Origin of the sequence: Prochlorococcus sp. MIT 1303 (assembly GCF_001631965.1) — a bacterium.
Taxonomy (GTDB): domain Bacteria; phylum Cyanobacteriota; class Cyanobacteriia; order PCC-6307; family Cyanobiaceae; genus Prochlorococcus; species Prochlorococcus marinus_D.
Genome location: NZ_LVHK01000044.1, coordinates 494,985 through 518,399, shown reverse-complemented (window position 1 = coordinate 518,399; position 23,415 = coordinate 494,985). Strand labels below are relative to the sequence as shown.

The 23,415-nt window shown below is 51.0% G+C and carries 22 protein-coding genes and 3 pseudogenes; 15 read left to right on the top strand and 10 right to left on the bottom strand.

The window, feature by feature from the left end; genetic code table 11:
* Window positions 1–194: 194 nt before the first annotated feature.
* A complete protein-coding gene (locus tag PMIT1303_RS11605) occupies window positions 195–1,388 on the top strand; it encodes a glycoside hydrolase family 99-like domain-containing protein (RefSeq protein ID WP_063398816.1) in 1,194 nt (397 codons plus the stop codon).
* Window positions 1,389–1,708: 320 nt separating this feature from the next.
* On the opposite strand, the pseudogene PMIT1303_RS11600 reads toward PMIT1303_RS11605, so the two are convergent.
* Window positions 1,709–2,167, bottom strand: a pseudogene (locus tag PMIT1303_RS11600) (phosphomethylpyrimidine synthase ThiC); the annotation flags it as partial.
* Between PMIT1303_RS11600 and PMIT1303_RS11595 the strand changes: the two are divergent.
* The 3 genes and pseudogenes from PMIT1303_RS11595 to PMIT1303_RS11585 form a co-directional block, all read left to right on the top strand.
* A pseudogene (locus PMIT1303_RS11595) lies at window positions 2,157–2,912 on the top strand (transketolase C-terminal domain-containing protein); the annotation flags it as partial. The pseudogenes PMIT1303_RS11600 and PMIT1303_RS11595 sit on opposite strands and share 11 nt — an antisense overlap.
* Before the next feature lie 203 nt (window positions 2,913–3,115).
* A pseudogene (locus PMIT1303_RS11590) lies at window positions 3,116–3,988 on the top strand (UDP-glucuronic acid decarboxylase family protein).
* Between the two features lie 204 nt (window positions 3,989–4,192).
* Window positions 4,193–5,296: a glycosyltransferase family 2 protein gene (locus tag PMIT1303_RS11585; RefSeq protein WP_063398987.1), complete on the top strand. Its 1,104-nt coding sequence runs from the start codon at window positions 4,193–4,195 to the stop codon at window positions 5,294–5,296.
* A gap of 396 nt (window positions 5,297–5,692) precedes the next feature.
* Here PMIT1303_RS11585 and PMIT1303_RS11580 read toward each other — a convergent pair whose 3' ends face one another.
* The gene (locus PMIT1303_RS11580) at window positions 5,693–5,965 is read right to left on the bottom strand and encodes a chlororespiratory reduction protein 7 (RefSeq protein WP_063398814.1); all 273 of its coding nucleotides are present in this window, start codon (window positions 5,963–5,965) and stop codon (window positions 5,693–5,695) included.
* 36 nt (window positions 5,966–6,001) lie between these two features.
* Window positions 6,002–6,727, bottom strand: a complete 726-nt coding sequence (locus tag PMIT1303_RS11575; protein WP_063398986.1) for a glutathione S-transferase family protein — start codon at window positions 6,725–6,727, stop codon at window positions 6,002–6,004.
* A gap of 304 nt (window positions 6,728–7,031) precedes the next feature.
* Between PMIT1303_RS11575 and PMIT1303_RS11570 the strand changes: the two genes are divergently transcribed.
* The 6 genes from PMIT1303_RS11570 (at window position 7,032) to PMIT1303_RS11545 (ending at window position 13,317) form a co-directional block, all read left to right on the top strand.
* Window positions 7,032–8,501, top strand: a complete 1,470-nt coding sequence (locus PMIT1303_RS11570; RefSeq protein WP_082824497.1) for a DUF2079 domain-containing protein — start codon at window positions 7,032–7,034, stop codon at window positions 8,499–8,501.
* 456 nt (window positions 8,502–8,957) lie between these two features.
* Window positions 8,958–9,164, top strand: a complete 207-nt coding sequence (locus PMIT1303_RS11565; protein ID WP_011827188.1) for a DUF751 family protein — start codon at window positions 8,958–8,960, stop codon at window positions 9,162–9,164.
* Window positions 9,165–9,166: 2 nt separating this feature from the next.
* Window positions 9,167–9,595, top strand: coding sequence for a 30S ribosome-binding factor RbfA (gene rbfA / locus PMIT1303_RS11560; protein WP_063398812.1), 429 nt, complete (start codon window positions 9,167–9,169; stop codon window positions 9,593–9,595).
* Window positions 9,592–11,241: a glycoside hydrolase family 3 N-terminal domain-containing protein gene (locus PMIT1303_RS11555; protein WP_063398811.1), complete on the top strand. Its 1,650-nt coding sequence runs from the start codon at window positions 9,592–9,594 to the stop codon at window positions 11,239–11,241. The genes rbfA and PMIT1303_RS11555 overlap by 4 nt, the downstream gene beginning before the upstream one ends.
* A gap of 37 nt (window positions 11,242–11,278) precedes the next feature.
* Window positions 11,279–12,487, top strand: a complete 1,209-nt coding sequence (locus PMIT1303_RS11550) for a glycosyltransferase (RefSeq protein ID WP_197459828.1) — start codon at window positions 11,279–11,281, stop codon at window positions 12,485–12,487.
* Window positions 12,484–13,317, top strand: coding sequence for a uroporphyrinogen-III synthase (locus PMIT1303_RS11545; protein ID WP_063398809.1), 834 nt, complete (start codon window positions 12,484–12,486; stop codon window positions 13,315–13,317). Before PMIT1303_RS11550 ends, PMIT1303_RS11545 begins: the two co-directional genes overlap by 4 nt.
* On the opposite strand, the gene PMIT1303_RS11540 is transcribed toward PMIT1303_RS11545, so the two are convergent.
* From PMIT1303_RS11540 to zds, 3 genes are read right to left on the bottom strand one after another with little or no spacing between them, the layout of a single operon-like run.
* Window positions 13,268–13,831 carry a hypothetical protein gene (locus tag PMIT1303_RS11540; RefSeq protein WP_231901485.1) on the bottom strand — a complete coding sequence of 188 codons (564 nt, stop codon included), beginning with the start codon at window positions 13,829–13,831 and terminating at the stop codon, window positions 13,268–13,270. The two genes, PMIT1303_RS11545 and PMIT1303_RS11540, sit on opposite strands and share 50 nt — an antisense overlap.
* On the bottom strand, window positions 13,764–14,213 hold the full coding sequence (locus tag PMIT1303_RS11535; protein WP_063398807.1) for an SRPBCC family protein: 450 nt from the start codon (window positions 14,211–14,213) through the stop codon (window positions 13,764–13,766). The genes PMIT1303_RS11540 and PMIT1303_RS11535 overlap by 68 nt, the downstream gene beginning before the upstream one ends.
* 2 nt (window positions 14,214–14,215) lie before the next feature.
* Window positions 14,216–15,688, bottom strand: coding sequence for a 9,9'-di-cis-zeta-carotene desaturase (zds, locus tag PMIT1303_RS11530; RefSeq protein WP_063398806.1), 1,473 nt, complete (start codon window positions 15,686–15,688; stop codon window positions 14,216–14,218).
* A 117-nt stretch (window positions 15,689–15,805) separates the two neighbouring features.
* Between zds and PMIT1303_RS11525 the strand changes: the two genes are divergently transcribed.
* From PMIT1303_RS11525 to PMIT1303_RS12985, 4 genes are read left to right on the top strand one after another with little or no spacing between them, the layout of a single operon-like run.
* Window positions 15,806–16,198, top strand: a complete 393-nt coding sequence (locus PMIT1303_RS11525; protein WP_063398805.1) for an iron-sulfur cluster assembly accessory protein — start codon at window positions 15,806–15,808, stop codon at window positions 16,196–16,198.
* Between the two features lie 59 nt (window positions 16,199–16,257).
* Window positions 16,258–16,677 (top strand): hypothetical protein, encoded by a 420-nt coding sequence (locus PMIT1303_RS11520; RefSeq protein ID WP_063396758.1) that lies wholly within the window; start codon window positions 16,258–16,260, stop codon window positions 16,675–16,677.
* A gap of 1 nt (window position 16,678) precedes the next feature.
* Entirely contained in the window at window positions 16,679–17,890 is a 1,212-nt protein-coding gene (locus PMIT1303_RS11515; protein WP_063398804.1) for a lipid-A-disaccharide synthase-related protein, read from the top strand.
* A complete protein-coding gene (locus PMIT1303_RS12985; protein WP_074159240.1) occupies window positions 17,887–18,156 on the top strand; it encodes a hypothetical protein in 270 nt (89 codons plus the stop codon). Before PMIT1303_RS11515 ends, PMIT1303_RS12985 begins: the two co-directional genes overlap by 4 nt.
* Here the strand turns inward: PMIT1303_RS12985 and PMIT1303_RS11510 are convergent.
* On the bottom strand, window positions 18,098–19,039 hold the full coding sequence (locus PMIT1303_RS11510; protein ID WP_063398803.1) for a TIGR01777 family oxidoreductase: 942 nt from the start codon (window positions 19,037–19,039) through the stop codon (window positions 18,098–18,100). The two genes, PMIT1303_RS12985 and PMIT1303_RS11510, sit on opposite strands and share 59 nt — an antisense overlap.
* A 28-nt stretch (window positions 19,040–19,067) precedes the next feature.
* Window positions 19,068–20,387 (bottom strand): cation:proton antiporter, encoded by a 1,320-nt coding sequence (locus PMIT1303_RS11505; RefSeq protein WP_082824496.1) that lies wholly within the window; start codon window positions 20,385–20,387, stop codon window positions 19,068–19,070.
* On the opposite strand from PMIT1303_RS11505, the gene PMIT1303_RS11500 reads away from it, so the two are divergent.
* Entirely contained in the window at window positions 20,386–20,628 is a 243-nt protein-coding gene (locus PMIT1303_RS11500) for an NAD(P)H-quinone oxidoreductase subunit O (protein ID WP_063398801.1), read from the top strand. The two genes, PMIT1303_RS11505 and PMIT1303_RS11500, sit on opposite strands and share 2 nt — an antisense overlap.
* On the opposite strand, the gene PMIT1303_RS11495 is transcribed toward PMIT1303_RS11500, so the two are convergent.
* Complete coding sequence (locus tag PMIT1303_RS11495) at window positions 20,610–22,703, bottom strand: glycosyltransferase family 39 protein (RefSeq protein WP_063398800.1); 2,094 nt, start codon at window positions 22,701–22,703, stop codon at window positions 20,610–20,612. The two genes, PMIT1303_RS11500 and PMIT1303_RS11495, sit on opposite strands and share 19 nt — an antisense overlap.
* Window positions 22,700–23,398, bottom strand: coding sequence for a J domain-containing protein (locus PMIT1303_RS11490; protein ID WP_063398799.1), 699 nt, complete (start codon window positions 23,396–23,398; stop codon window positions 22,700–22,702). The genes PMIT1303_RS11495 and PMIT1303_RS11490 overlap by 4 nt, the downstream gene beginning before the upstream one ends.
* Window positions 23,399–23,415: the final 17 nt, after the last annotated feature.

The following is a 23,415-nucleotide window of genomic DNA, read 5'->3' as shown; positions in this document are numbered from 1 at the left end:
TTCTATGCCTCTAAATCAGTATAGCCCTGATTCCATAAAATTGTAATCTCAAGGAAATGCTTTCGCCAATGGCGAAGGCTATGAATCCATACCCTAATGTTAAATTTTAAAACCATAGATTATCTGAATAGAATGAACAAAGCTGCCATTAATACTTTATAATACAAGGCAAAATTAAGACAGGTGGCGGCAGAATGGTCAAGAGAAATAAATTCTCTTCCGCATGGATCGTTAGGCTCTTCGATAAAATCACGTTTCGAGGCGTCTTTTTAACATTTTTCGGAATAGGAACAGGTGCTTGTGCTTATATCATTTATCAAAATATTCAAGGTGTCGACTGTAATAATCGACCACTAATTGGAAGCTACTATTATCCTTGGTACACGATTAAGAGATGGAAGTATGACCGCAATGTCACAGGCATGCCTTATTTAGGGCCCTACGACAATAGCAATATCAGCGTAATTAATCAACATGTTGACTGGGCAAAACAAGCCGGAATAGATTATTTTATTTATTCCTGGCTAGGAACAAATAAAAAAGAGCATGGGCCAGAAAGCAAAATTACTGATAATTTCATTAGACAAACAAGCAAAATAAATTATAAAATCATGCCCCTTTATGAAACACCCTTAGCGCTCAATCAATCACCCGACAACATAGATTTTGATCAAAAATACTGGCCACGCGTGAATGCAGGTGATCAGTTTATCAAAGATATGCTTGCCTTTTCAAACCAGGCTCACAATTCAGAGCACTTCCTTCGTATCAATAATTGCCCTAGAGTAGCAATATATTTAGCGCGCAATATGCTCAATCAAGATAAATACTTCAATAAGCTCAAAAAAGCATTAGCCAACAGAAATCAATGTTTAGATTTTACTGCTGACGTATCATTCTGGAATTCTAGTGACAAGCCTTTGGCAAGAAGCAAGCAATCTTCTGAACATCAGTGGGCATGGTTAGCGAATAACTTCACAGCAGTATTTGGCTATAATATGTATAGCCACGATATTAATGTTTATCAAATCCAAGGGGATCTTGCATTTGATAAAATCTTTCTAAAGGCAAAATCTGTCAATCAAAAAAAATGGGAAAAGCGATCTCATGATGCAGGGCTTAAATACCACTATTCGATTCAACCTGGTTATGACGACAGACCCCTAAGAGGCAATAAACGACCAGCAGTCCCACCTTCTGAAAAATTCTTATTAAAAGACTGGGAGCGCATTTATGCTAGTTTAGCAAAAGATGATCACATTTTAATTACTTCATTTAATGAATGGTATGAAGGAACGGCGCTTGAACCGAGCAAGAAAAATGGATCATCATTAATTTCAGCAAACCGTAAAGCAACAAATTCGATTAAAAATAAATTTTGCAATTAATAGCAGTGCTTAATTCAATTAAATAAGTTCATAGCAAGAAATATCCAATTCTTTTCCGAATAACCAAAACTCACGGCGTACGAAGCTTAATGCCTTATTTGGGATTGGGTTGACCGCCGTAATCCTGGTCTCGCAATTCCAAGCATGTAATAACATTGCTGAAAGCAAATTAGAGATTATAGGATGCAATCCACTTGAATACAATCGTCAAGCAAGAATTTTCAGATCTTCAGACAATATCCCCGATAAGTTCACGACAGACCTACTCTGAGGAAAAGTTTTGGCAAGTAAGTCAAAACAACTCCGTGTTTTTGTATGATTCAGTTCAACTTATCTAACTTGACACTAGCCAGTTCGCTCGCACCACCTTTTGTCTTAAGAACGTCTTCCAAGCCAGCAAGATCTTGATCCATAATCTTGGTCTTCATCGGGTAGTGCTTTGGACCACACATCGAGCAGAACTCAGCATGCTTATAGATATCTGCCGGCAACGTATCGTCGTGGTATTCCTTCGCAAGTCCTGGGTCTAAGAAAAACTCAAACTGCTTGTTGCAGTCGAAGTTATAACGGGCGCGGCTGAGTTTGTCATCGCGTTCACGTGCACCAGTGCACCAGTGCACCAGTGCACCAGGACGATAACGAGCAATCTCTGCAGCATGAGCTGCAATCTTGTATGCGATTAGCCCCTCTCTCTCATCCTCTGGATTAGGCAGCCCCAAATGCTCTTTCGGAGTCACATAACAGAGCATCGCTGTTCCATACCAACCAGCCATAGCAGCCATCCTCAATGGCATCGCGTACCACAACAGTGGCCTCATCCCCTACGGCGGAACCTTCCTGGTTTTTGCTGACTACATGCGCGGCTCAATGCGCCTTTCAGCCTTAAGTGAGCTTGGCGTGATCTACGTACTCACCCATGACTCAATCGGTGTGGGAGAAGACGGCCCTACCCACCAACCGGTCGAAACCATTCCCTCCCTGCGCGCCATGCCAAACATGCTGGTGTTCCGTCCCGGAGATGGTAATGAGACCAGCGGAGCGTATAAATTAGCCATCCAGAATCGCAAACGCCCCAGCTCTCTTTGCCTGAGCCGTCAGGGCATGGCCAACCAAGCCAATTCATCCATCGAAAATGTCGCTCTCGGCGGCTACGTCCTGGAAGATTGCGAAGGAACAGCTGATCTGATCCTGATCGGTACAGGCACAGAGCTTGACCTTTGCGTGCAAGCCGCCAAACAACTCAGTGCTGAAGGCCACAAGATTCGCGTGGTCTCGATGCCTTGCGTCGAACTTTTCGAAGAACAGAGCAGCGCATACAAACAAGAGGTGCTGCCAAACGCTGTACGCAAGCGCATCGTGGTGGAAGCCGCCGAATCATTTGGCTGGCACAAGTACATCGGCCTTGATGGCGACAGTGTGACCATGAACAGCTTTGGCGCTTCTGCACCAGGTGGCACATGCATGGAGAAGTTTGGCTTCACCGTAGAAAATGTAGTAAAGAAAGCAAAAGGGTTGCTGAATTGATCTGCAAGTGAATCAATAGCTCTAGCAAGCCTCGTTTCTGCTCCGCATCTCTACTGGTGCGGAGCTTTGTTATTGGTATCAAGTAAGCAGACATCTCCGCCTAGACTCAGATCTAAATATCTAACACTGATGCCTTACAACAGACTCGCAATCTTGTCACTGGAGGTGCTGATTTTCTTGGTTCGTATTTAGTCGACAGGCTCATGCAGGCGGGTGAAGAAGTGATTTGCCTCAACAACTATTTCACTGGGCACAAAGTCAATATTGCGCAATGGATCGAGCATCCACGCTTCGAATGAATTAGACACGATGTTACCGAACCAATCAAGCTTGAAGTCGATCGGATCTGGCACCTGGCGTGCCCTGCATCACCGGTTGACTATCAGTTCAATCCAATTAAAACAGCCAAAACCAGTTTTCTTGGCACTTACAACATGCTGGGCCTCGCTCGCAGGGTAGGCGCACGCCTACTACTTGCCAGCACCAGTGAAGTCTACGGAGACCCAGAAATTCACCCCCAAACCAAAAGTGACCAAGGTTGCGTCAACACGATTGGGATTCGCAGCTGTTACGACGAGGGTAAACGCATCGCCAAAACACTCTGCTTCGACTATCAGCGAATGCACGGCACTGAGATCAGAGTGATGCGCATCTTCAACACCTATGGCCCTCGCATGTTGACAGATGACGGCAGGGTAGTGAGCAACTTCATCATGCAAGCACTTCGTGGCGAACCACTACCCATCTACGGAGATGGCAGCCAAACACATTCGTTATGTTACGTGGATGATCTCATTGAAGGCATGATCCGCCACATGAAAAGTGACACAACTGGGCCAATCAACATTGGCAACCCCAGTGAATTCACGATTCGGCAACTAGCAGAATTAGTGCGCAATAGTATTCAACCCAATCTGCCTTTGATTTCAAAGCCCTTACCACAAGACGATCCAAGACAACACCAGCCATTAATCGACGTAGCCAAAAACGAACTGGACTGGGAGCCATTGATTCAACTTGAAGATGGCCTAACAAGAACAATCGACTGGTTTCGTGAACACCTGGGGAACAATTGAGCAATAGAATTTATCCTGGCCGAGGCAAATTCAAGCATTAGCGATCAACTAGACAATCCCACCTATACAAATGAACCATCAGGGATAACTCGGAGCTGCTGCACAGAAGCACAAAAGAAAATATTAATTCTGTGCTCGACAAGGCAAAGCCCTAGCAAACGTCTAAGGATGTTAAAATAGCAAGTGGTTAACCAATGCTTCGAGATGGCAGAGACTGCCAGCTTATCAATAGTATTACCTGCTTTCAATGAAAGGGATAATATTTGCACAATCATCGAATCAATCATTGATCTATCCTTGCAATATAAGCTAGAGATTATCGTTGTAGATGATGATTCTCCAGATGGCACCTCTGAGGTGGTATTGGAATTGGCTCGACAATATTCATTCATCCGATTAGTCAGGCGTGTAGGCAGAAGTGGGCTTTCCAGTGCCATCAAAGAAGGGCTCTTAAATGCTTGCCATGAATATGCTCTTGTCATGGATTGCGATGGTCAACATCCTACGTCAGTCATCAAACAGACAATAAGTCATTTAAGAGACAAAGGGTTAGATCTTGTTGTTGGCAGCAGGTTTCTTCAAGGATCTGTAATCAATGGTCTCACCAATGATCGAGAAAGTGCTTCTACTTTTGCAAACTTTCTTGCCAAAAAAAGTCTCTCAAAAAGATATCGCCATTTAACTGATTACATGAGTGGATTTTTTGCAGTCGACTTGAAGCAGGCCATGCCAATCATTCGCTCTGTTGATGTCAATGGCTTTAAGTTCCTATATGAATTATTAGCCAAAAGCAATGGAGCCTTATTAGTTGGCGAGGTACCCCTGATCTTCGAGAAGAGGCTTCATGGAAGCTCTAAACTGGATATCGCAGTCGCATGGGATTTCTTATTATCATTTCTACATTCAATCAGCTTAAAGCTTATTCCTCGTCGCGCAATAAGCTTTGCGCTCGTTGGCCTAAGTGGTGTTTTTGTACAGCTATTTAGTGTTTTCATTCTAACCAATATACTTGCTTATTCTTTTCAATCCTCTCTGCCTATTGCTGTCATATTAGCAGCAACATCCAATTACTTAATCAACAATATTTTGACTTTTAGGTTTGCACGTCTTAATGGCTTAAAATTAATAAAGGGCCTTACAAAGTTTTTACTTGTTTCCTCTTTACCATTCGTGGCCAATATTGGATTGGCATCTGCTTATTACGAGCACATATCTTCCAACAAGCTGATCGCACAACTGCTTGGCATTATCTTTGCCTTTACTTGGAACTATGTGGCAAGCAGCAAATTTGTTTGGAATACTCCATAACCATATAGCTTCTGCACTTCATTGGTGAAACACACAATATTTTAGGGCAATGCCATTTTAGGCTTGCGATTGGTTTGATGCATCTATCTCGTATGACTCAACATAGTCTCCAGCCATTCTATATGCTCTCGAGACAGATTTTCATTTATAGAATACTTCCTCCAGTCTGCAGATCGAGAAGTGATCAATGCGCTGATATGCATTCAACTCTAGAATCACATCGCAATGCCCCTTGAAAAAATCGCGAAATGCAACAAGTACAAGTGATGATTCAAAGGCTCATGATGTTAAAGGGAGCTTGGATTGAGTTTGTCTTCTCTATACGTAATACCTGCACGATTGCATCGGGGTTCAGCAACAGTCTTGTCAAAGCGCACTAAACCTATCCAAATGAACTCAACTTTGAACAGATCCAGGAGGTTCCAGGCGTACCGCAAACCACTGCAGGCAGAGACCTTGGCCCACCTCCAGCTCACAAGCTGTATCAAGCAACCGCTGGGCCGCCGAAACGAGTGAGTTCTGACTCTGCAAATCCTCTGGCAAGACATCCAAACTCTGGAGCCAAGTCTGTAACCAAGCGAGTGTGTCAGCAGCGCTCAGAAGCCGCTCAGGCTGGCCAGGCTCCAAAACGACGTAGTGATCAGAATCACGAATCAAGGGATCAGACATTAGACAGCCATTTCTGGATTGGTGTTCAAGCAAGGCTCATCGGGCTGAGTGATCCGTCTCAAGCAATAACAACTCAAGCTGATCCCTCCAGTGGAATAAGGGCTGCAGCCGCGGGTGATCACTCAGGCCGAACACACCTTTACCGGCAAGTGCTGCCCCAGCCGAGGCTGGAAAACGCATTAAAGAAATCTGAGCGGCTACAGCTAAATCAGCCAGGCTCATCGCATCTCCTACTAGCCAGGACCTTTTCTGCATCAAGTCAGCCAATTGTTCGAGGCTCGTTAATAACTCAACCCTCTCTGCCTGGCCAATGATCTCAGAGGCACCGTTCAACAACCCCCCCGGGAGATCTCCCATGACCTGACGCAAGGGAGTTGGCAGATCTTCTGGAAGAAGAGCTAAACGCAACTCAGAGTCCAAGGCTGCAGCCTGCAGCAAAGCTGACCGGCCTGCCCGCGCCAATGTCGTATCAGCCCAATCTTCAATCAAGTACACCTGCGCGGCCTGCTGTGGATCAACCGGAATGAGGGGTGGTTCAGGCTGCTTTGCCTCGAGATGCCGAGCAATGGTGCTGGAATCTGCCAAAACAACATCGCCATCTACAAGTACCGGGACCTGACGCTGACCTGACAAGCGAAACACGTTGAGCTGTCCTAACCCGGGGGTAACTTCCACCACCTGGTAAGTCAAGCCCTTGGCCTGTAAGACCATCCGCACCTTAAGACAGAAGGCGGAATGGCGGAATTGATGCAGTTCCATCATCGTTTGCTCTGCCAAAAGAACGGCAGAGTAGCTAACAGCTTCAAAAGCTCACTAAGGTAAAAAGAGATTATATCTTCAGTTCTTAGTACTGATCCAGCCAAGCTGCTCGACTAACATCGACAAAAGGGGTATTCAAGCTTGTAACTTAAATATTAGAAAACTTGGTACATGTAGACATATCTGCCTGCAAAGATCACAACAGCTATTAGCATCTTAAAGACAAGGCTAAAAACTATTATTTCCAAAAATCATGATAGCACTGTTGACAAGATAGACTAGGGAGGTTGACAAGAAAGCGGTTGAGATGCCACGACCTGAATCCATTATGGCTCAGCAGGTTGCGTCAGAGAAAAATCTCTGTCCGGAGAGATTCTGGCTAATAGTTACCATCTATACCATAGGACTGTTCCTTCTAACATCTATTCTATCGCTAATAAGACATGGAATCTTTAAATCGTCATCACATGACCTTGGCATCTTTAATCAAGCACTCTGGCAGATCTCTAATGGCTTTGAGCCAGTTTCAAGCTTTATTGGCCACCACATCCTTTCTGATCATGCCAGTCTCTGGCTTTATGTTCTTGCAATCCCCTATAGCCTCTACAAAAATCCAGAGACGCTCCTACTTCTACAGGCATTAGCAGTTGGAGCTGCCAATATTCCATTGGCACTGATCTGCAAGAAAAAAAATCTTAGTGGCATACAAGTTTCTGCAGTCTTACTTGCTTATTGCCTATACCCTGCTGTTTTAAATATCAGTCTTTTTGATTTTCACCCTGACCTATTATCACTTCCATTCTTTTTCTTACTATTTCTCGCACATGAAGAAAGAAAACTTCCTATCTTTATTATTTCAGCAGTAGCAATTGCTGCAACTAAAGCCGTTATGTCACTTTCAGTAGCGGCCTATGGGTTGGCAATTCTAATGTTCGAAAAGGATCGAAGATATGGGCAGATTGCCCTGGGAATTGGAGCTGGATGGTACATCTTCGCTACTCGCTGGATTATTCCTGAATTCAGCAATGGTGGCTTTACGATTGCACGGCACCTTGGCCGTTTCCAAGGCCTAGGCAATAGCTTTGGCCAAATAGCATCTAATTTGCTCTTTCGGCCCTACCTGTTCTTCAGCCGTATATTTTCCAATAGAAGCCTTACTTTTTTAGTCAATCTGTTCATCCCAGTTGCGTATGTATTTTTTGCTAAGCAAAAGCGCATAGCTTTTTATGCCATCGCAATTGCTCCCACAGTTTTCATCATCCTCCTGTCATCTTCTAAAGCCTATGTAAGCCTATCTCGAATGTATATGCTGCCATTGATTCCTTATCTAATGATGGCAGTAGTTCATTACTTTGAGTACCACAATGCAAAGAAATCAGGGCGCCACCTCGTATTAATCGCTTCAATATGCCTGAGCATCATTGGATTCATTAAGTTCACAGATGCCGATAAAGTTATTAACCGCCTTTCCCTATCAGATGCAAGCCGTATTCAATCGATACACAGAGCAATTAGGATGACGCCCAAGGATGCCAATGTATATACAAGTGACAAGATAGCAGCCCATATGTCAGGAAGAAACTTTATCAGGAGTATTGACGATAAAAACTTGGACGAGATCTCTCGATTTGATTATATACTGCTCGACAAAAAAGTACCTGGCTGGAGAAACAGCAAAGATGGCAATAAGCGCATTTCACTTTCAGCCGAAAGCGAAAAATGCGAAGAGCTTTTACACACAGATTCAATAAGGTTATTTCAATGCCCTCGGCCTTGAAAGTTGGCCTAATGGCTGTCTTTAAAGGGGCCCATTTACAGTTTCTTATAGGCAAATGATGCATATTGAGCAATGAACAATCAAAAATTTGTGGCGCGCCGAAGAACAGGCCTCCAGATATCTTCCCCTTTAAAGGCTTCGCCAATTGCCTTTTCTTGAGCAACACTGCCTGCGGCTATCGCCAGAATGGCCGCACGAACTGAGCTGAGATCTGAGCCCCCCGCTCACCGCTCTAAGCAATAGAGGCAACAGCAAGCCCTAAGGCGCTGCTCTGCGGTCTCTCAAAGGAACTGCCGCAGTGCCTTCTGCCTCACTAAACTAACGTCGTATAACTGGTCACACTGAGGATGCACGATACCGGCAACCTTCGCTCTCAGGTGATCTGTGACTTCAGAAGTAGCTTCATCCTCACTTTGGGCTAACCCATTTCCCAAAAACCCTCTGCAATAACTGAAGATGAGAGAGTTATTTCTCAACTTGTCACGCTATCCGCGATACCTCATCGCCTTCTGTCTTGGTTTGCTCAACAACTACATCGAGCCACTCGCCAAGCGACGCAGTAATCCCGTGACTGCAATAGCCATCATTGGGGCCCTAATAAGTGGATTGATCAGCATTGTCTTAATCATGCATGCCATGGTGTATCCAACATCACTGGCATAGATATGGCACCTGGGCGACGGGTGGAGCGGGTCGCTGCCCTAATCCGCCGAGAGACAAGCGAATTACTCATCCATGGCATCCGCGACGAACGGGTGCATCAGGGCATGGTGAGTATTACGAATGTGGAAGTCTCCGGCGATCTACAGCACTGCAAGATTTTTGTGAGCATTTACGGCGAAGAGATCCAACGCTCTGAAGTGCTAGAGGGTCTAGAGGCCGCAAGTGGTTTCCTCAGAGGCGAGCTTGGCCGCAGATTGCAGATGCGACGTGCACCTGCAGTGCACTTTCATTTGGATCGCGGAATCGAGAAGGGAACTTCGGTACTGAATCTTCTTGAGCAATTGGAACAACAGCGAGAAACCCTTGAAGGAGTGCAATCAGAGAGTGATCAACCAACGGCTTACGAGACAACAACTGTCAACAAAACGTGAACCCGCCGATCCAGAGCCCCCTTCGACGTCAAGTCGCTGAGTTGCTGGTGGTGCGAGCAAGTGGTCATGCCAGCGATGATCAACGCCGTTATCCAAAATGGGAACTAAGCAACGCTGAGCTAAAACGTCTGCTCGCTGAAGGTGTGGGCGGTGTGATTTTGCTGGGCGGCACAAGCACCGAAATAAGGCATCGCTGTAAGAGACTTAGACAATGGGCAAAAGCACCCCTCCTGTTATGTGCCGATGTGGAAGAGGGTGTCGGTCAACGCTTTGAAGGCGGCACTTGGCTCGTACCGCCCATGGCCCTTGGACGGCTCTATCAAGAAGACCAACGTCGTGCTGTCAATCTGGCCGAGCACTACGGCCGCTGCACAGGACACCAAGCTCGACGCTGCGGACTCAACTGGGTGTTAGCACCCGTCTGCGATGTCAACAACAACCCAGCCAACCCTGTCATCAATGTGCGGGCATGGGGAGAAGACACTGCCGCCGTCTCTTCTTTGGCCTGTGCTTTCCAACAAGGTCTTGCAGCAGAAGGTGTGCTGGGATGCGCCAAACACTTCCCAGGTCATGGCAATACGGGAATGGATTCCCATCTGCAGTTGCCTGTACTGGATGACAACCTCCGCCAGCTTGTGGAGCTTGAACTCGTGCCTTTCCAGGCCGTCATGAAAGCCGGCATCGACAGCATCATGACGGCCCATCTATTGATGCGAAACCTCGACGCCTCCTGTCCGGCGACCCTGTCTCCAGCTGTTCTCCAAGACCTTTTACGCCGCCAACTCAAGTTCGAGGGCTTGGTCGTGACCGATGCCCTGGTCATGCGAGCAATCACTCAGTCCTATAGCGCTGGCGAAGCCGCCGTGATGGCCTTTGCCGCCGGTGCTGATCTGATTTTAATGCCCGAGAACGCAGATGACGCTATCGAGGCCCTATGCGAGGCCCTCCAGTCGGGCCAAATTCCAATGCAACGTTTGCACGCCTCCCAAGAGCGCCGGCGAGAAGCCTTACAAAAGGTTGGTACCTCCACTGCAAAGCTGGCCCTCAAAGACAGCACAAGCATTGACAAACCCCTGGAACGAGACGAAGACCGTGCTCTCGCTAGAGAACTGGTGACTGCATCGCTAAAAATCCACCATCCAGGACCGGTCACCCCAACTGAGTCAGGCATCAATCTCCTGCGGGTGGATGGAGTCTTGCCCTGCTCGGTACTCACAGCCACGGCCCCAGCACTCGTACTGCCCTCTGAAGCTGGATTTCAAAGTTTGCTCTGTCACCCCCTAGGGATCTCTCCCTGGCAAGACGACCCAGATCAGCCTTTAGCTCTAGAACGATTGGGCATCGGCCCAGTAATACTGCAACTTTTCTTACGCGGGAACCCCTTCCGTGGCGACCAGGATCGCCACGAGCCATGGGTAGCAACCGTCAAACAACTCCAACAGCAAAAACGCCTCGCAGGCCTAGTTGTCTACGGCAGTCCTTACATCTGGGATGAGCTGATTGAAGTGTTAAATCTCGGCATCCCCGCGGCTTACAGCCCTGGTCAGATGCCTGAAGCGCAGCGCCAGGTTCTTACCTACCTGCTACAACCTGCGCAGGTGCAATCAAATGCCCAAACGCCGCTGTTCCAAGACTTCACTGACTGACGTCTATATCCTCGAGCCAACCTACGAACCAGCTCCAATGCTCAGCCTCTCGATGGTCGTACGCAACGAAGAGAGTCGCCTGGGAGCATGCCTGGCGTCCGTGAAAGGGTTCGTAGACGAAATCGTGCTAGTCGACACGGGGTCCACGGATGCAACCGTGGCCATAGCTGAAGCCGCCGGTGCACGAATAGAGCACCTGCCGTGGCCAGGGGACTTTGCCCCAGCCCGTAATGCCGCCCTGAACCTGATCACGGGGGATTGGGTCCTTGTTCTTGATGCCGATGAACAACTACGCGCTGAGGCCATCTCAGGCCTACAAAACTTGATGGCTCAGCCAGATGTTCTGGTGATCAACCTGCTGCGCTTTGAGCAAGGAGCAACGATGGCCCCTTATTCCAACCTCAGCCGTCTGTTCCGCCGACACCCGCGAATTCACTGGAGCCGCCCATACCACTCCATGATTGACGACAGCGTGAGGGATCTGCTCAGCGAAGAACCTCATTGGCGCATCGTCGATTACCTTGAGCCGGCTTTGCTCCACGAAGGCTACCGGCCAGATCTACTCCAAAGCAGCAACAAATCCCAACGGTTGAGGACAGCAATGGAGGCCTGGCTGGCTGAGCATCCAGGCGATCCGTATACCTGTGCAAAACTCGGCGCTCTCGAGGTGGACGAAGGGCAAAAAGAGCGCGGCATCCAGCTCTTGCGGCAAGGCCTAAAGCAGAACGAAAACACGAATGCCAATCCGATCGAACGCTACGAACTTCTTCTGCACCTAGGCATTGCCCTTGCCCAAGACGATCCCCAAGGAGCCATCACGGCCTACCGCGAAGCCGTGGCTCTACCCATGGACATCAGAGTGAGCCTGGGAGCTCGCCTCAACCTGGCAGCCCTGCTCATGCAACAAGAGCTACTGGATGAAGCCATCGCACTCACCACCACCGCTACCCAACAAGCCCCGGAAGTTGCTCTGGCGTGGTACAACCTCGGATTAATGCAGCGTCGCCGAGGCAATCTTGTAGAAGCCTTATACGCCTACGAACAAGCGAAACAACTCAATCCTGAGCATGCTGAGACCCACCAAAATCATGCGGTTGCGATGCTCGTCGCTGGGGACATCAATGGTGCCCGCAACAGCTTTAGCAAGGCTATTACGCTGCTGCACCGTCAAGGACGAAGCAAGGAAAGCGAAGGGCTGCGCCATCAGGTGGCTGGCATTGTGAAACTAAATGAGGAAGAGAAATGAGCAGCAAACCCATAGCTCCCCTTCATGACCGCACAATCATCATGACCCGTGCCCAGGAGCAACAGAGTGAGGCTCGGAGTCGGCTTCATGCCCTTGGATCGAACGTTCTTGATCTGCCCGCTCTTGTGATTGGCCCACCCGACGATTGGCAACCCCTCGATGATGCCTTAGCCGACATCAAGACCTTCCACTGGTTGGTTTTCTCCAGCGCCAATGGAGTACGGGCCGTTGAAGAACGGCTTCAGCGGATCGGCCAATCTCTTGCTAATCGTCCCAAGGGACTAAAACTTGCAGCAGTAGGCCGCAAAACAGCCCAACATCTTGAACACCTAGGAGCTGCTGTTGATTTTGTTCCACCCAACTTTGTGGCTGACAGCCTGATCAATCATTTCCCAGTGTCAGGCTTTGGACTGAAGATGCTGCTGCCAAGAGTCCAGAGCGGTGGCCGCACCATTCTGGGAGAAGCCTTCCGGGAAAGCGGAGCACACGTGATTGAAGTAGCAGCTTATGAATCCCGTTGCCCAGAAGCAATCCCGGAGGACACGGCCACAGCCCTCGCAAACAGCAATGTGGATGCAATTGCTTTCAGCAGCGGCAAGACCGCTGCACACACAGCAAGTTTGCTCAGCCATCGTTTTGGCAGCGACTGGCTGCAGCAGCTTGAAACAGTCAAAGTCATCTCCATCGGCCCCCAGACAAGCCTCAGCTGTGAGAAGCATTTTGGGAGGGTCGATCAAGAAGCCGATCCTCACGACCTTGAGGGGCTTGTCAGTGCTTGTGTTAAAGCATGCAGGTCGGAGACTGAGACTTGCCCCCCTGGGACAGGGTGATGCACCCGCGCTGAACGTCGATCGATAGCAGCGACCAGCTTGGAGGTAACAACTGGTCCGCCTCAACTTGACCGGGGCAACGACCTCCAGGCCCCACGCACAATGCTCCTGATCCATCTGATGTTTGAACCAATGCCCGCTGCTGCCCGCCAACAACCAGGACACCTTTCAGGATGAATCCATTTGAAGTTGTTGAGCCAACAAGCGGTTGAAAAGGATCCCTACGACCTGCAAGCACTCGATCCTGAACCTCTGTGGCCGAAGGTAGTGGCGTGAGCCGATCAGAAAGATCAATCGGCATCACAAGCTGCTCAGAACTATCCCTAGCCGATCGCGGTTTTGTCGCCAACTTCTCGGTAGTAGAGCGATCGGTACTGCATCCCGTTAGCGCAACCGTAAGCAGGATCAATGCACTCTTCAACCGCCAGGCGGCTGTCCTGGAGCACTCAGGAGGAAACACAGTAACCGCTTTCCACAAGATCCCTAAATCTGTCAAGGTTGGCCTGGAGCTCACGAGTAACAATCCCTCCCAGGATGCTCGGTTCCATCAAAGGTGCCAAGGGCCTCGGTAACTCGTAGGTAACGCTCAATTTCACAGCTGTATGGTTCTCGCTCTCCGGATAGAAACGCACAGCTCCTTTCGTAGGTAGCCCTCCTATGGATTCCCATTGCAACTGCTGGCCTTCAACCTGCTTGCTGATCTTTGCCTGCCAATGAAAACGAAAGCCCTGAGCAGCCAAGGTCCAATCAGTGAGGCTCGGATCATCAAGGGTTTTGACAGATTCAATCCAGTTCATCCAGCGAGGCATGGCCTCAAGATCCATCCAGACAGCCCAAACCTGCTCAACGGGAGCATTGATATCGCTAGTTACTGTGTGCTCAAGCCAGCGTCCCATCGTTAAGCCACCGCCTGATTGGTCGCCAGCATCGCTGGTTGATGGAGGATCGCCGCCGCAGCCAAATGACCACTCATCGTGGCACCCTCCATTGAGTCGATGTAATCCTGGCGGGTATAACTCCCCGCCAAAAAGAAATTGCTGACAGGCGTGGACTGATCTGGTCTATAAGGCTCCATCCCTGGGGCTTCTCGATAAAGAGACTGAGCAAGTTTGACAACGTTGCTCCACACCAGCTTGAGAGAAAGAGACGAAGGGAACAATTCACGCACTTGAGCATCGGTGTGCGAAACGATCGTCTCTACGGATTTAGAAATCCAGGGGTCACCAGGAGTGAGTACACATTGGAGTAAAGAACCCAGACCCTCCCGGCGATAGTCCTCAGGACTCGCCAAGGCCAGATCCGCAAAGCAGCTGAAATCTGCATCAGCTGTATACAAAAGATTATCCAAGCCAACAGGACTCCGGAGATCCCGGCGTGCAGCCTCGTGAATGGGGTCATTACCCAACTCAGTCACCCAGCCGTCGTAGCGCAGCTGCACGGTGGCGACTGGCACGGCTTGGAGCTTGTAGATGTCATCAAACTGGGGGAACCTACGCCATGCTTCAGGAAGCAAGCGCTGAATGCCTGGCACATCGCAAGCGGCCAAATAGCAATCAGCTTCAACCATGACATCCCCTTCTGGTGTGCCAAGGCTGAGCCCGGTAACCACCGGAGCTTCGTCATCGCGAAAGTGCACCTCACGAACACGATGGCGGAGATGAAGACGGCCACCCCTTGCCTGGATGTAATCAAGAATCGGCGCGGTAAGCCAACGATGAGGGGAGCCTTTAAGCAAATTCAGCTTGGATGCTTCCGTACGAGCTGCAAACATCATGAAAATGGTGAGCATGCAACGGGCAGAGATCGCCTCACAGTCGATAAAGCCCAGGGCATAGGCAACCGGGTTCCACATGCGCTGAATGCTCTGCAGGCTGCCGCCATGACTGAGAAACCACTTTTGAAAACTCACTGCATCGAGAGCACGGATTGTGCTCATGGCCCCCTCGTAATCCACCAGGCCCCTAACAATGGGACTCGTTCCCAGAGCAAGGGCATTGCGCAATTTATCGATCCAGTTCAGCTGAGGAGTCGTAAAAAAAGCCTTGAGGCCGTTAAAAGGAGCCCCTAGGGCAAAACGAAAATCAAGAGATCGAAGATCACCTCCACGATTGACGAACAAATGGGTGTGGTCCTTTGGCAGCAGATTGTCAATTGCACCCACCTTGCGCATCAGCGCAAAAAGATTGGCGTAATTGAAAAAGAAAACATGCAACCCCATTTCGACATGGTTGCCATCTGGATCTTCCCAACTACCAACCTTGCCACCAATGAAAGGCCTAGCTTCGTAGAGATCCACGGTATGACCGGCATCAACGAGATCAACAGCTGCAGCCAGTCCGGCAAGCCCAGCGCCCACAATGGCGACCCGCACGCGCTTCCTACAAAAATCCTTCCGACTCTATAAATATGGCGGATAGGTTGACTGAATTGGATAGTGCAACAAGAGAAATCCCTCCATAAAATGAATTGAGGTCTGTGCCAGCACTGAATGACCAGCACCACTAATCCTTCAACCCACCACACCGCGACTGACGGCAAGGGCATCCAAATCACCAACACAGCTATGCAGCAGTTGGCCAGGCTCTGCCTTGAGAAGGGGAATGATCAGGTGCTGCGAGTAGGCGTGCGCTCGGGCGGCTGCAGCGGCATGAGCTACACCATGGATTTTGTACCCTCAGCCGATATCCAAGAAGGAGATGAGGTCTATGAGTACACCGCAACCGATGGCGCAAGTTTTCGTGTGATCTGTGATCCCAAGAGCCTGCTGTACATCTATGGGATGCAATTGGATTTCAGCACTGAAATGATTGGCGGCGGCTTCAATTTCACCAATCCCAACGCCAGCCAAACCTGCGGTTGCGGCAGCTCATTCGCTGTCTGAAGTCAATGGCCACCGCTCCGTGGGAATCTGAAGAGACCTAAGCAGTTCTGCTGCATCCGATGGCGTCCACCAACGAGAACCTCTTCGAGACAGCTATGGCCCGGTATCAGTCCGGAGCTGAAGCCAGTGAGCTGATCGAAGACTTCAAAACCATCACAGCAACGGCGCCCAATCAAGCGGCTGGCTGGACATGCCTAGCCTGGCTACAGCTTCTTAATGCGCAACCCGATGAGGCCCTGCGCACCGCGCGCACTGCGGTAAAGCTCAACGCCCAGGATCCCCAAGCTCGTATCAACCTCAGCCTGGCCCTGCTGGAAACCAACTCCAAGGGTGTACGAGATCAAATCGACATGGTGCAAAAAATTCTTGCTGTTGCACCGGAGTTTGCCAAAGACCTCAAGGACTCAATCGCCGATGGGTTACTTCGCAGACCAAATTGGCAGGCTTTGAAAAAAGTAAAGGCTTGGCTGGAGCTCTGATTTGGCGAAGCTGCTGCTGTTGAGTAATGGACACGGAGAAGACCTGTCCGGGGCCCTCCTAGGCAAGACCCTGCTCAACCTCGGCCATCAACTGGAGGCCCTGCCTTTGGTCGGTCATGGTCATGCCTATACCGAAGCAGGAATCAAAATCCTTGGACAGGCCAAAGCATTCAGCACAGGCGGGCTTGGATACACCAGTCTTCGAGGCAGGCTGACTGAACTGCTACAAGGCCAAGTGTTCTATCTCCTAAGGCGCCTGGGACGTTTGTTGCAGGTGGCACACCACTACGACCTGCTGGTGGTGATTGGCGATGTGATTCCTGTGATGGCAGCTTGGCTTAGCTGCCGTCCCGTCGCGATCTACCTAGTGGCTTACTCCAGTCACTATGAAGGTCGCCTGCGCTTGCCTTGGCCTTGTGGCAGCTGTCTGAAAAGCAAGCGGTTTTTGGGTTTATATAGCCGCGACCAGCTCACCGCAACAGACCTCACGGCTCAACTTCAACGCCCAGTGAGCTTTCTGGGCAATCCCTTTATCGATCCAGTCCTCACACCTCAAGCACGCTTACCAAGCTGCCGTTATCGCCTAGGACTTCTGCCTGGCAGCCGCCTCCCAGAACTAGAACACAACCTGTTGTTGATGTTGGCGATGGTGGAATATCTTCCAGAACAACTACTAGCCCGCGATGAAATAAGCCTAGATCTTGCACTGGTCCCAGCCCTAGACGACAGCAGACTGGCTCAATTAGTCGCTCAACAAGGCTGGCAAATGCAACCTGATATCAGCAACGCAACACACACCAAGCTTGTGCTCGGTCAACGACACATCACCTTGCAACGCGACTGTTTCATTGCGGTCCTTCAGAGCAGCGATCTCCTGATCAGCATGGCGGGCACGGCGACTGAACAAGCGGTAGGACTCGCTAAGCCAGTGCTACAACTTCCAGGAATGGGGCCCCAGTTCACCGCCGCATTCGCAGAAGCTCAGCGCCGACTACTCGGGCCCACTGTGTTTTGTGCTGGTGGGAAGCCTGGCGAAGCGCTCAACATGCAGAACACTGCCAAACTGACTCTGGAGCTCTTGAAACGCAGCCAAACGGACCCTGACCTGCAACAACAATGCCAGAAGCAGGCCTTGCAAAGACTCGGGGTGGCAGGTGGCGGGCAACGAATAGCCCAAGCCATTACAGACCTGCTCACTGAAAGACATCCATGACAACTCCTTCTGCCGATCCCCAATGGAAACAGTGGTTGGACCGACTGCTGATCATCGATGTGTTCCTAGTGATTGCCGGAGCACTCTGGTTTGTCACAGGGGTCCTGGCCGCAAGCCAGGGAGTGGAGAAACCAATCGGACTGTTTCAGCAACTATGGATGCCCCTATTTTTGCCCGCCATCAGCCTGTTAATGACCGCTGCCCTCATCAATGGGGTGTGGGCATGGTGGCTGCGGATAAGGCCTGGCATAGATCGGGATACTTAAACCTGAAACCCAACCCTGCAAGTCGTTCTGAGACCACCTGTTGACCCTCAAGGACGACACGAGCTCCATCCCCAAGCAAGATCTTGAGGAGCGGACCTGGAACCGGCAAGAGGCTTGGACGACCAAGAGTCTTGCCGAGAACCGCCGCGAACGAAGCCATAGGGACAGGCTCAGGAGCAACCCCATTCACCACACCGGACCAAGCCCGTTCCTCAAGAGCCTTTTCAATCAACTGACAAAGATCAGTGCGATGAATCCAGCTCATCCACTGAAGGCCACTGCCCACCGGACCACCAATACCAAGCTTGAACACTGGCAGCATCTTGCCTAGAGCCCCTCCGTCGGGCCCTAGAACGATGCCGATACGCACTACTACCAATCTGGTAGCAGACGGTTTAGCAGCAGCTGCAGCCTCCCACCGCTCACAAAGGTGAGCGAGGAAATCTTGGCCACAAGGACTCTTTTCAGTGAAGTAGCCATCTGGACTGGTGCCGTAATAGCCCACCGCAGAGGCATTCAAGAGCACTCTTGGTGGTGTCTTGAGTTGACTCATGGCTTTCACCAATGCCCTGGTTGTGTCCAAACGACTCGACTCCAGCTTCTGGCAATGAGCAGCTGTCCAGCGCTGCTCAGCGATCGGTTCTCCGGCCAGGTTCACCACTCCTTCAACTTGCGCCAAGGCATTCAGTAGTGGGCCATCGAGCCAACTGTTTGGATCAGCCGGATTGATCTGCAGCCACTCCAACTGCCCTGCCTGACGCTCTTGATCGAACCCAGAGGCAGCCTTGCGACTGACCAAGATCAACTGATGCTTGGCTGCCAACAACTGGGGGACCAGCTCACGGCCGACAAAACCTGTGCAACCAACAAGTAGAAGGCGCATGAAAGAACTGACGGCATTGGCCGCGAGACTAAGGGGCTGAGAGCGGAGCCTCCACTGGACTAGCTAGCCCAAGGCGATTTGCAATAGGCACTAAAGCAAACCCCTGGAACAACAATCCGAACAAAACCACCGCCAGGGCTAGGGGAGGCATGGTTTTTCCCCAACTCACCGACGACGAAGCCCAGACCTGAATCGCCAAAGCAATAGGGACCGCACCACGCAGGCCAGCGCAGCACACAAACGTCCGCTGCCCTAGCGAAAATGAGCTGCGTAAGAGCAGAAAGTGAACAATCAACCAACGCACCACCTGCATTAAGAGAAACAGTAGGAATGCTCCGCCAGCTGCTCGAACGACGTCCTCAGGGGAAACCACCAACCCCATACAAAGAAACAAAAGCAGTTCAGCCATTTTTGCAAAACTGGAATGGGCCTCCTCAAGCACCAACTGATCGGTGCTTGAACCATTGCCAAGCACAAGCCCCGCCACATAAGCAGCCAACAAGGCACTGCCACCCATCAAGGTGGTTCCACCTGCAAGCACCATCAACAAAGCAAGACTCACAACTGGCAACATGGAATTGGTATTCAGAGACCTACGACTACCGAGAACCTGAGTGGTGAGACTGCCCCCGAGAAAGCCAAGCAAGATGCCCAACAGAAACTGACGTAACACCACGGTCACCAAAGCAGCCGGAGCAACACCCTCCCCGCCTGCCAAAGCCATTGCCACCCCTGCCAAAACCACAGCGACAGGGTCGTTGAAGCCCGACTCCGTCTCAATCAGGTCCAAAACAGGCTTGGGCAAGCGTCCAGCGAGAGGCCGCAAGAGAGCAAAGGTCGCAGATGCATCCGTGCTGGACAACATCGCGCCCACGAACAAAGCCTGCGGGAACAACACAACCCAACCAGCACTCCCTTCGGCCACGCCCAATCCAAGCATCGCCAAGGTGATCAGGAGAGCTGTGAATAAAGCACCAAAAGTTGCCAGCCTTAGGGCCGATGGGATCACAGAGCGCATCTCTGCCCAATTCGTCGTGAGCCCCCCAAAGAAAAGCACTAAAACAAGGGCTGCCTGCGTGATTTGGTCTGCGTGGACCAAAGAAAGCAAGGGAGGGAGCGCATCAGCAGCATCCGCAGACACATTCAAATGGTTGTCAACCAACAAACCAAGAATCAGCACCATCAGGATCCCCGGAACCCTCACGCGAGCCGCCAAGTCATCGAGAAGCACGGCGACAAGCAACAGAGCTCCGAAGGCCAAAAAATAGAGGGCGAGTGAATGACCCAAATCAGAATGGTGGTGTTCCTGAGGAGGTTCTAGCCTGAGTCTTAGATAAAGCCACGTCATGGCCGAAACATCTGCACCAGCAAAGGCCACGGCAGCCCTCAAGAAAGGAGCCCTTGTTCGGGTCAATAGGCACGCCTTTAGCAGCAGCACTGAAGCAGCGGCCAGTGATCCTTCTCCCCCCGACTACATTTTCGAAGGTCCTGGTGAACTGCTCGCCGTCAAAGAGGGCTATGGGCAAGTGCGCTGGCGCATGCCTGTTCCGGACGTGTGGCTACGGATCGATCAGCTGGAACCCTTCTGATGAGAAGAGGGCTTTAGCGCTTCCTCAACCTGTTGCACAGCCTTAGGGATCGAGCCTGAGGCCGCAGGCAAACGCCACAAAGCTCCTGCCAAAACCCCACTGAGATCACCCAGGCCGGCCAATAGATCATTGGGATGCTTGCGCTGGGCTCGATCAGCCACAGCTGATGCCTGCCAGGGATTCAAGCCCGCCAGGATCACCACACTGCGATAAACACTGGGCCAAGGACTCTCTGGTAGTCGTTTCTCCAAGACGGCGAATTGAGTAGCTGCCTCAACAGGGCGATTCGCCAACACTGCCAAAAGCGCCAATGTCCAGCGGGCATCGGTATCAGCAGGATTATCAAGCAAACGCCGCATTGCGGCTTCTCGCACTTCAGCTCGATAACTGAGATGGCCATCCAACATATGTTCGACAGAGACCGCAGCAAAGACTGGCTCAAGCCCTTGAGGTCCCTTCTCCAGCCCCTGGGCCAGAGAGGGAAAACGCTCAGCAAAGCTTGCTGCCCTAGGAACCCCAGAACTGCGTGCCCAAAGGGAATAGCTACCTCCAGATTGCCGTGAGAAACGGCGCAGCTCAACAAATACACCACTGCTGCGAACAGCCTGATCAAGGCGTGCCGCAGTGTCTCGAACTGAGCCCTGATCTCCCTCTGCCAGCACAACCCACTCAGCCTGCTGCAGCACAGGCTCCACATCACCTGCACTACTACCAAGCTGGCGACCTACCAATCGACCACCCCGCCTGCGACCGAGATAACTGACATTGTGCTGATTGAGATCCGGAGTACTGGGCACCACGATGACTGTGGTGGACAAGCCATTGGGATCAGCGCCTCCAGCCGCCCGGACAATGGCCTCCACAGGCCCCTTGTGGCGCTCTGACAAACGAGTGATCTGAGCCGACAAAGCTGAAGGAAGAATGGCCAACAACCCCGCCAAGAGGGTCGTAGGCAAAATCAGCCAGGAGCCCTTCAGCCAGCGACGGTTCGCCCACAACCCCCATTGCAACCAACCCCTAGCGAACAACAAGAGCAATGGTGGGAGAAGTGGAGTGATATATCGATCACCCTTATTCGGACTGAGGCTGGTGAACAACCAACCAGCCAGCAGAGTCACGATCAGCCAACGCCAAGCCAGTGGATCATCAGAAGACACTGCTCTCTGTGTTGAAGATCCAAGGCTGCGGCCATCAATAAACAACCAGAGCACACAACCACTGAGGCCCACGATGAGCAGAACAGGACCTAACTGCGCCGGCAACAAACGTGGATACCAAAGCCAGTTTTCAAGGGTCCATAGAGAAGGATCCCCTTCCCTAGCCGCCGATTCGATCACGGCCCTGTTCGTTCCTCCAAGCGTTGTGATCCAGTTGTGACGTAACCAAGGGCCCACGCCGAACAAAAACACACCCACACCTGCCAGCACCTGAAATCGGGTGCGATTGGTACGACATAAGGCACACCAACTGGCCCATAACAGCGCCGGAAGCAAAACCAACAAAGCACTTTGCTTCACCAAAAGTGCCGCCGTACAAGCAGCCGCAGCGAACAAGGCCTGTAACCAACGCCCACCTCGCTGTGGATCCCACCAGCACCCCAGCCGCCATAACGCCAAGGTGACTGCAGCAGTGAGCGGCATCTCCAACACATAATCCGAGCGCAACTCCAACAAAGCTGGAGCCATGGCAACAAAGACAACGGCAAGCAATGCCATCCCCTGCCCACGCAAACGCAACCCCCATGCCGCAACAGCAACAAGGAGCAGGCCATGCCAAACACTAAGGCTCCAGGCGGCCTGCTTAGGGTCATCTCCAGCCACTGCCATCACGGTGCCATTCACCAAAGAAGCAAGAGGCGGAATTTTGGGAGAAAGGTCGAGTAAAGCGTTCCAACCCTGCCATTGGCCTCCTGGTAACAGGCCTAATGCGCGTCCATGATCAAGAGCGCTGTTGAGATAATCGGCCTGATCCCAAGAGGGAATGCTGGCGTAGTGATGCCACCAGATCCGATCGATGCCCGTAGCTAGCAACCAGATCAGCGCCACAAACGACCAAAAGCGCCAGGCAGCTTTCACGAAATCTCCAGCCGAAGGCGTTCTTCCTTTAAGCGTAAACGCCGCTTTTTGGCTTCCCGCAACATCTCTCGACCATCGTGGAGATAACCATCGACATAGCCCATCGTGTAACGCTCCAACTCAGCCAAAGCGTCTTCTACTTGGGAGAGGCAGTGATACAAACTCAAGCCAAAACCTTGGGCGGAAGCCGGTATCGGCAAAGCTCGATAAAGCCTGTTAACCGTCTCAAGGCGATTAACACTCTGTTCCAGGTAAGTGCAAAAGACCTCCATCAACGAATCGTCGTAAGGGTCAGCCGAAAGAGAACGAAACTGAGCAGGAAAAGGATTGATCACTTGCCCCAGCAATCGGTCGATCGGGACATAAACCTGCTTGATCCAACACTCAAGAGCCTCATCTTCTGCTGCTGCCTGGCCTTTGGTCGCTCGAGCAGCAGCACTAGCACGAGCATTGCGAACCCCTCGCTGATGCGCTTCGTCAGCAACTGAAACGCCATGCTTTCTTGTGCGGTCATAGGCGCGTCGATGCTCTGAATCCCCCAAAACCTCCCAAGCTGCATTGAGCGCAAGGATGCCCTGCTCATCCCCACCAGCGTCAGGGTGATGCCTTTTCACCAACTGGCGATAGGCAGCCTTGATCTCAGCCGAGCTAGCGGTGGAGGTTACTCCCAACACCTGATAGGGATCTGCAGCCATAGAAACCAGTCATTTGG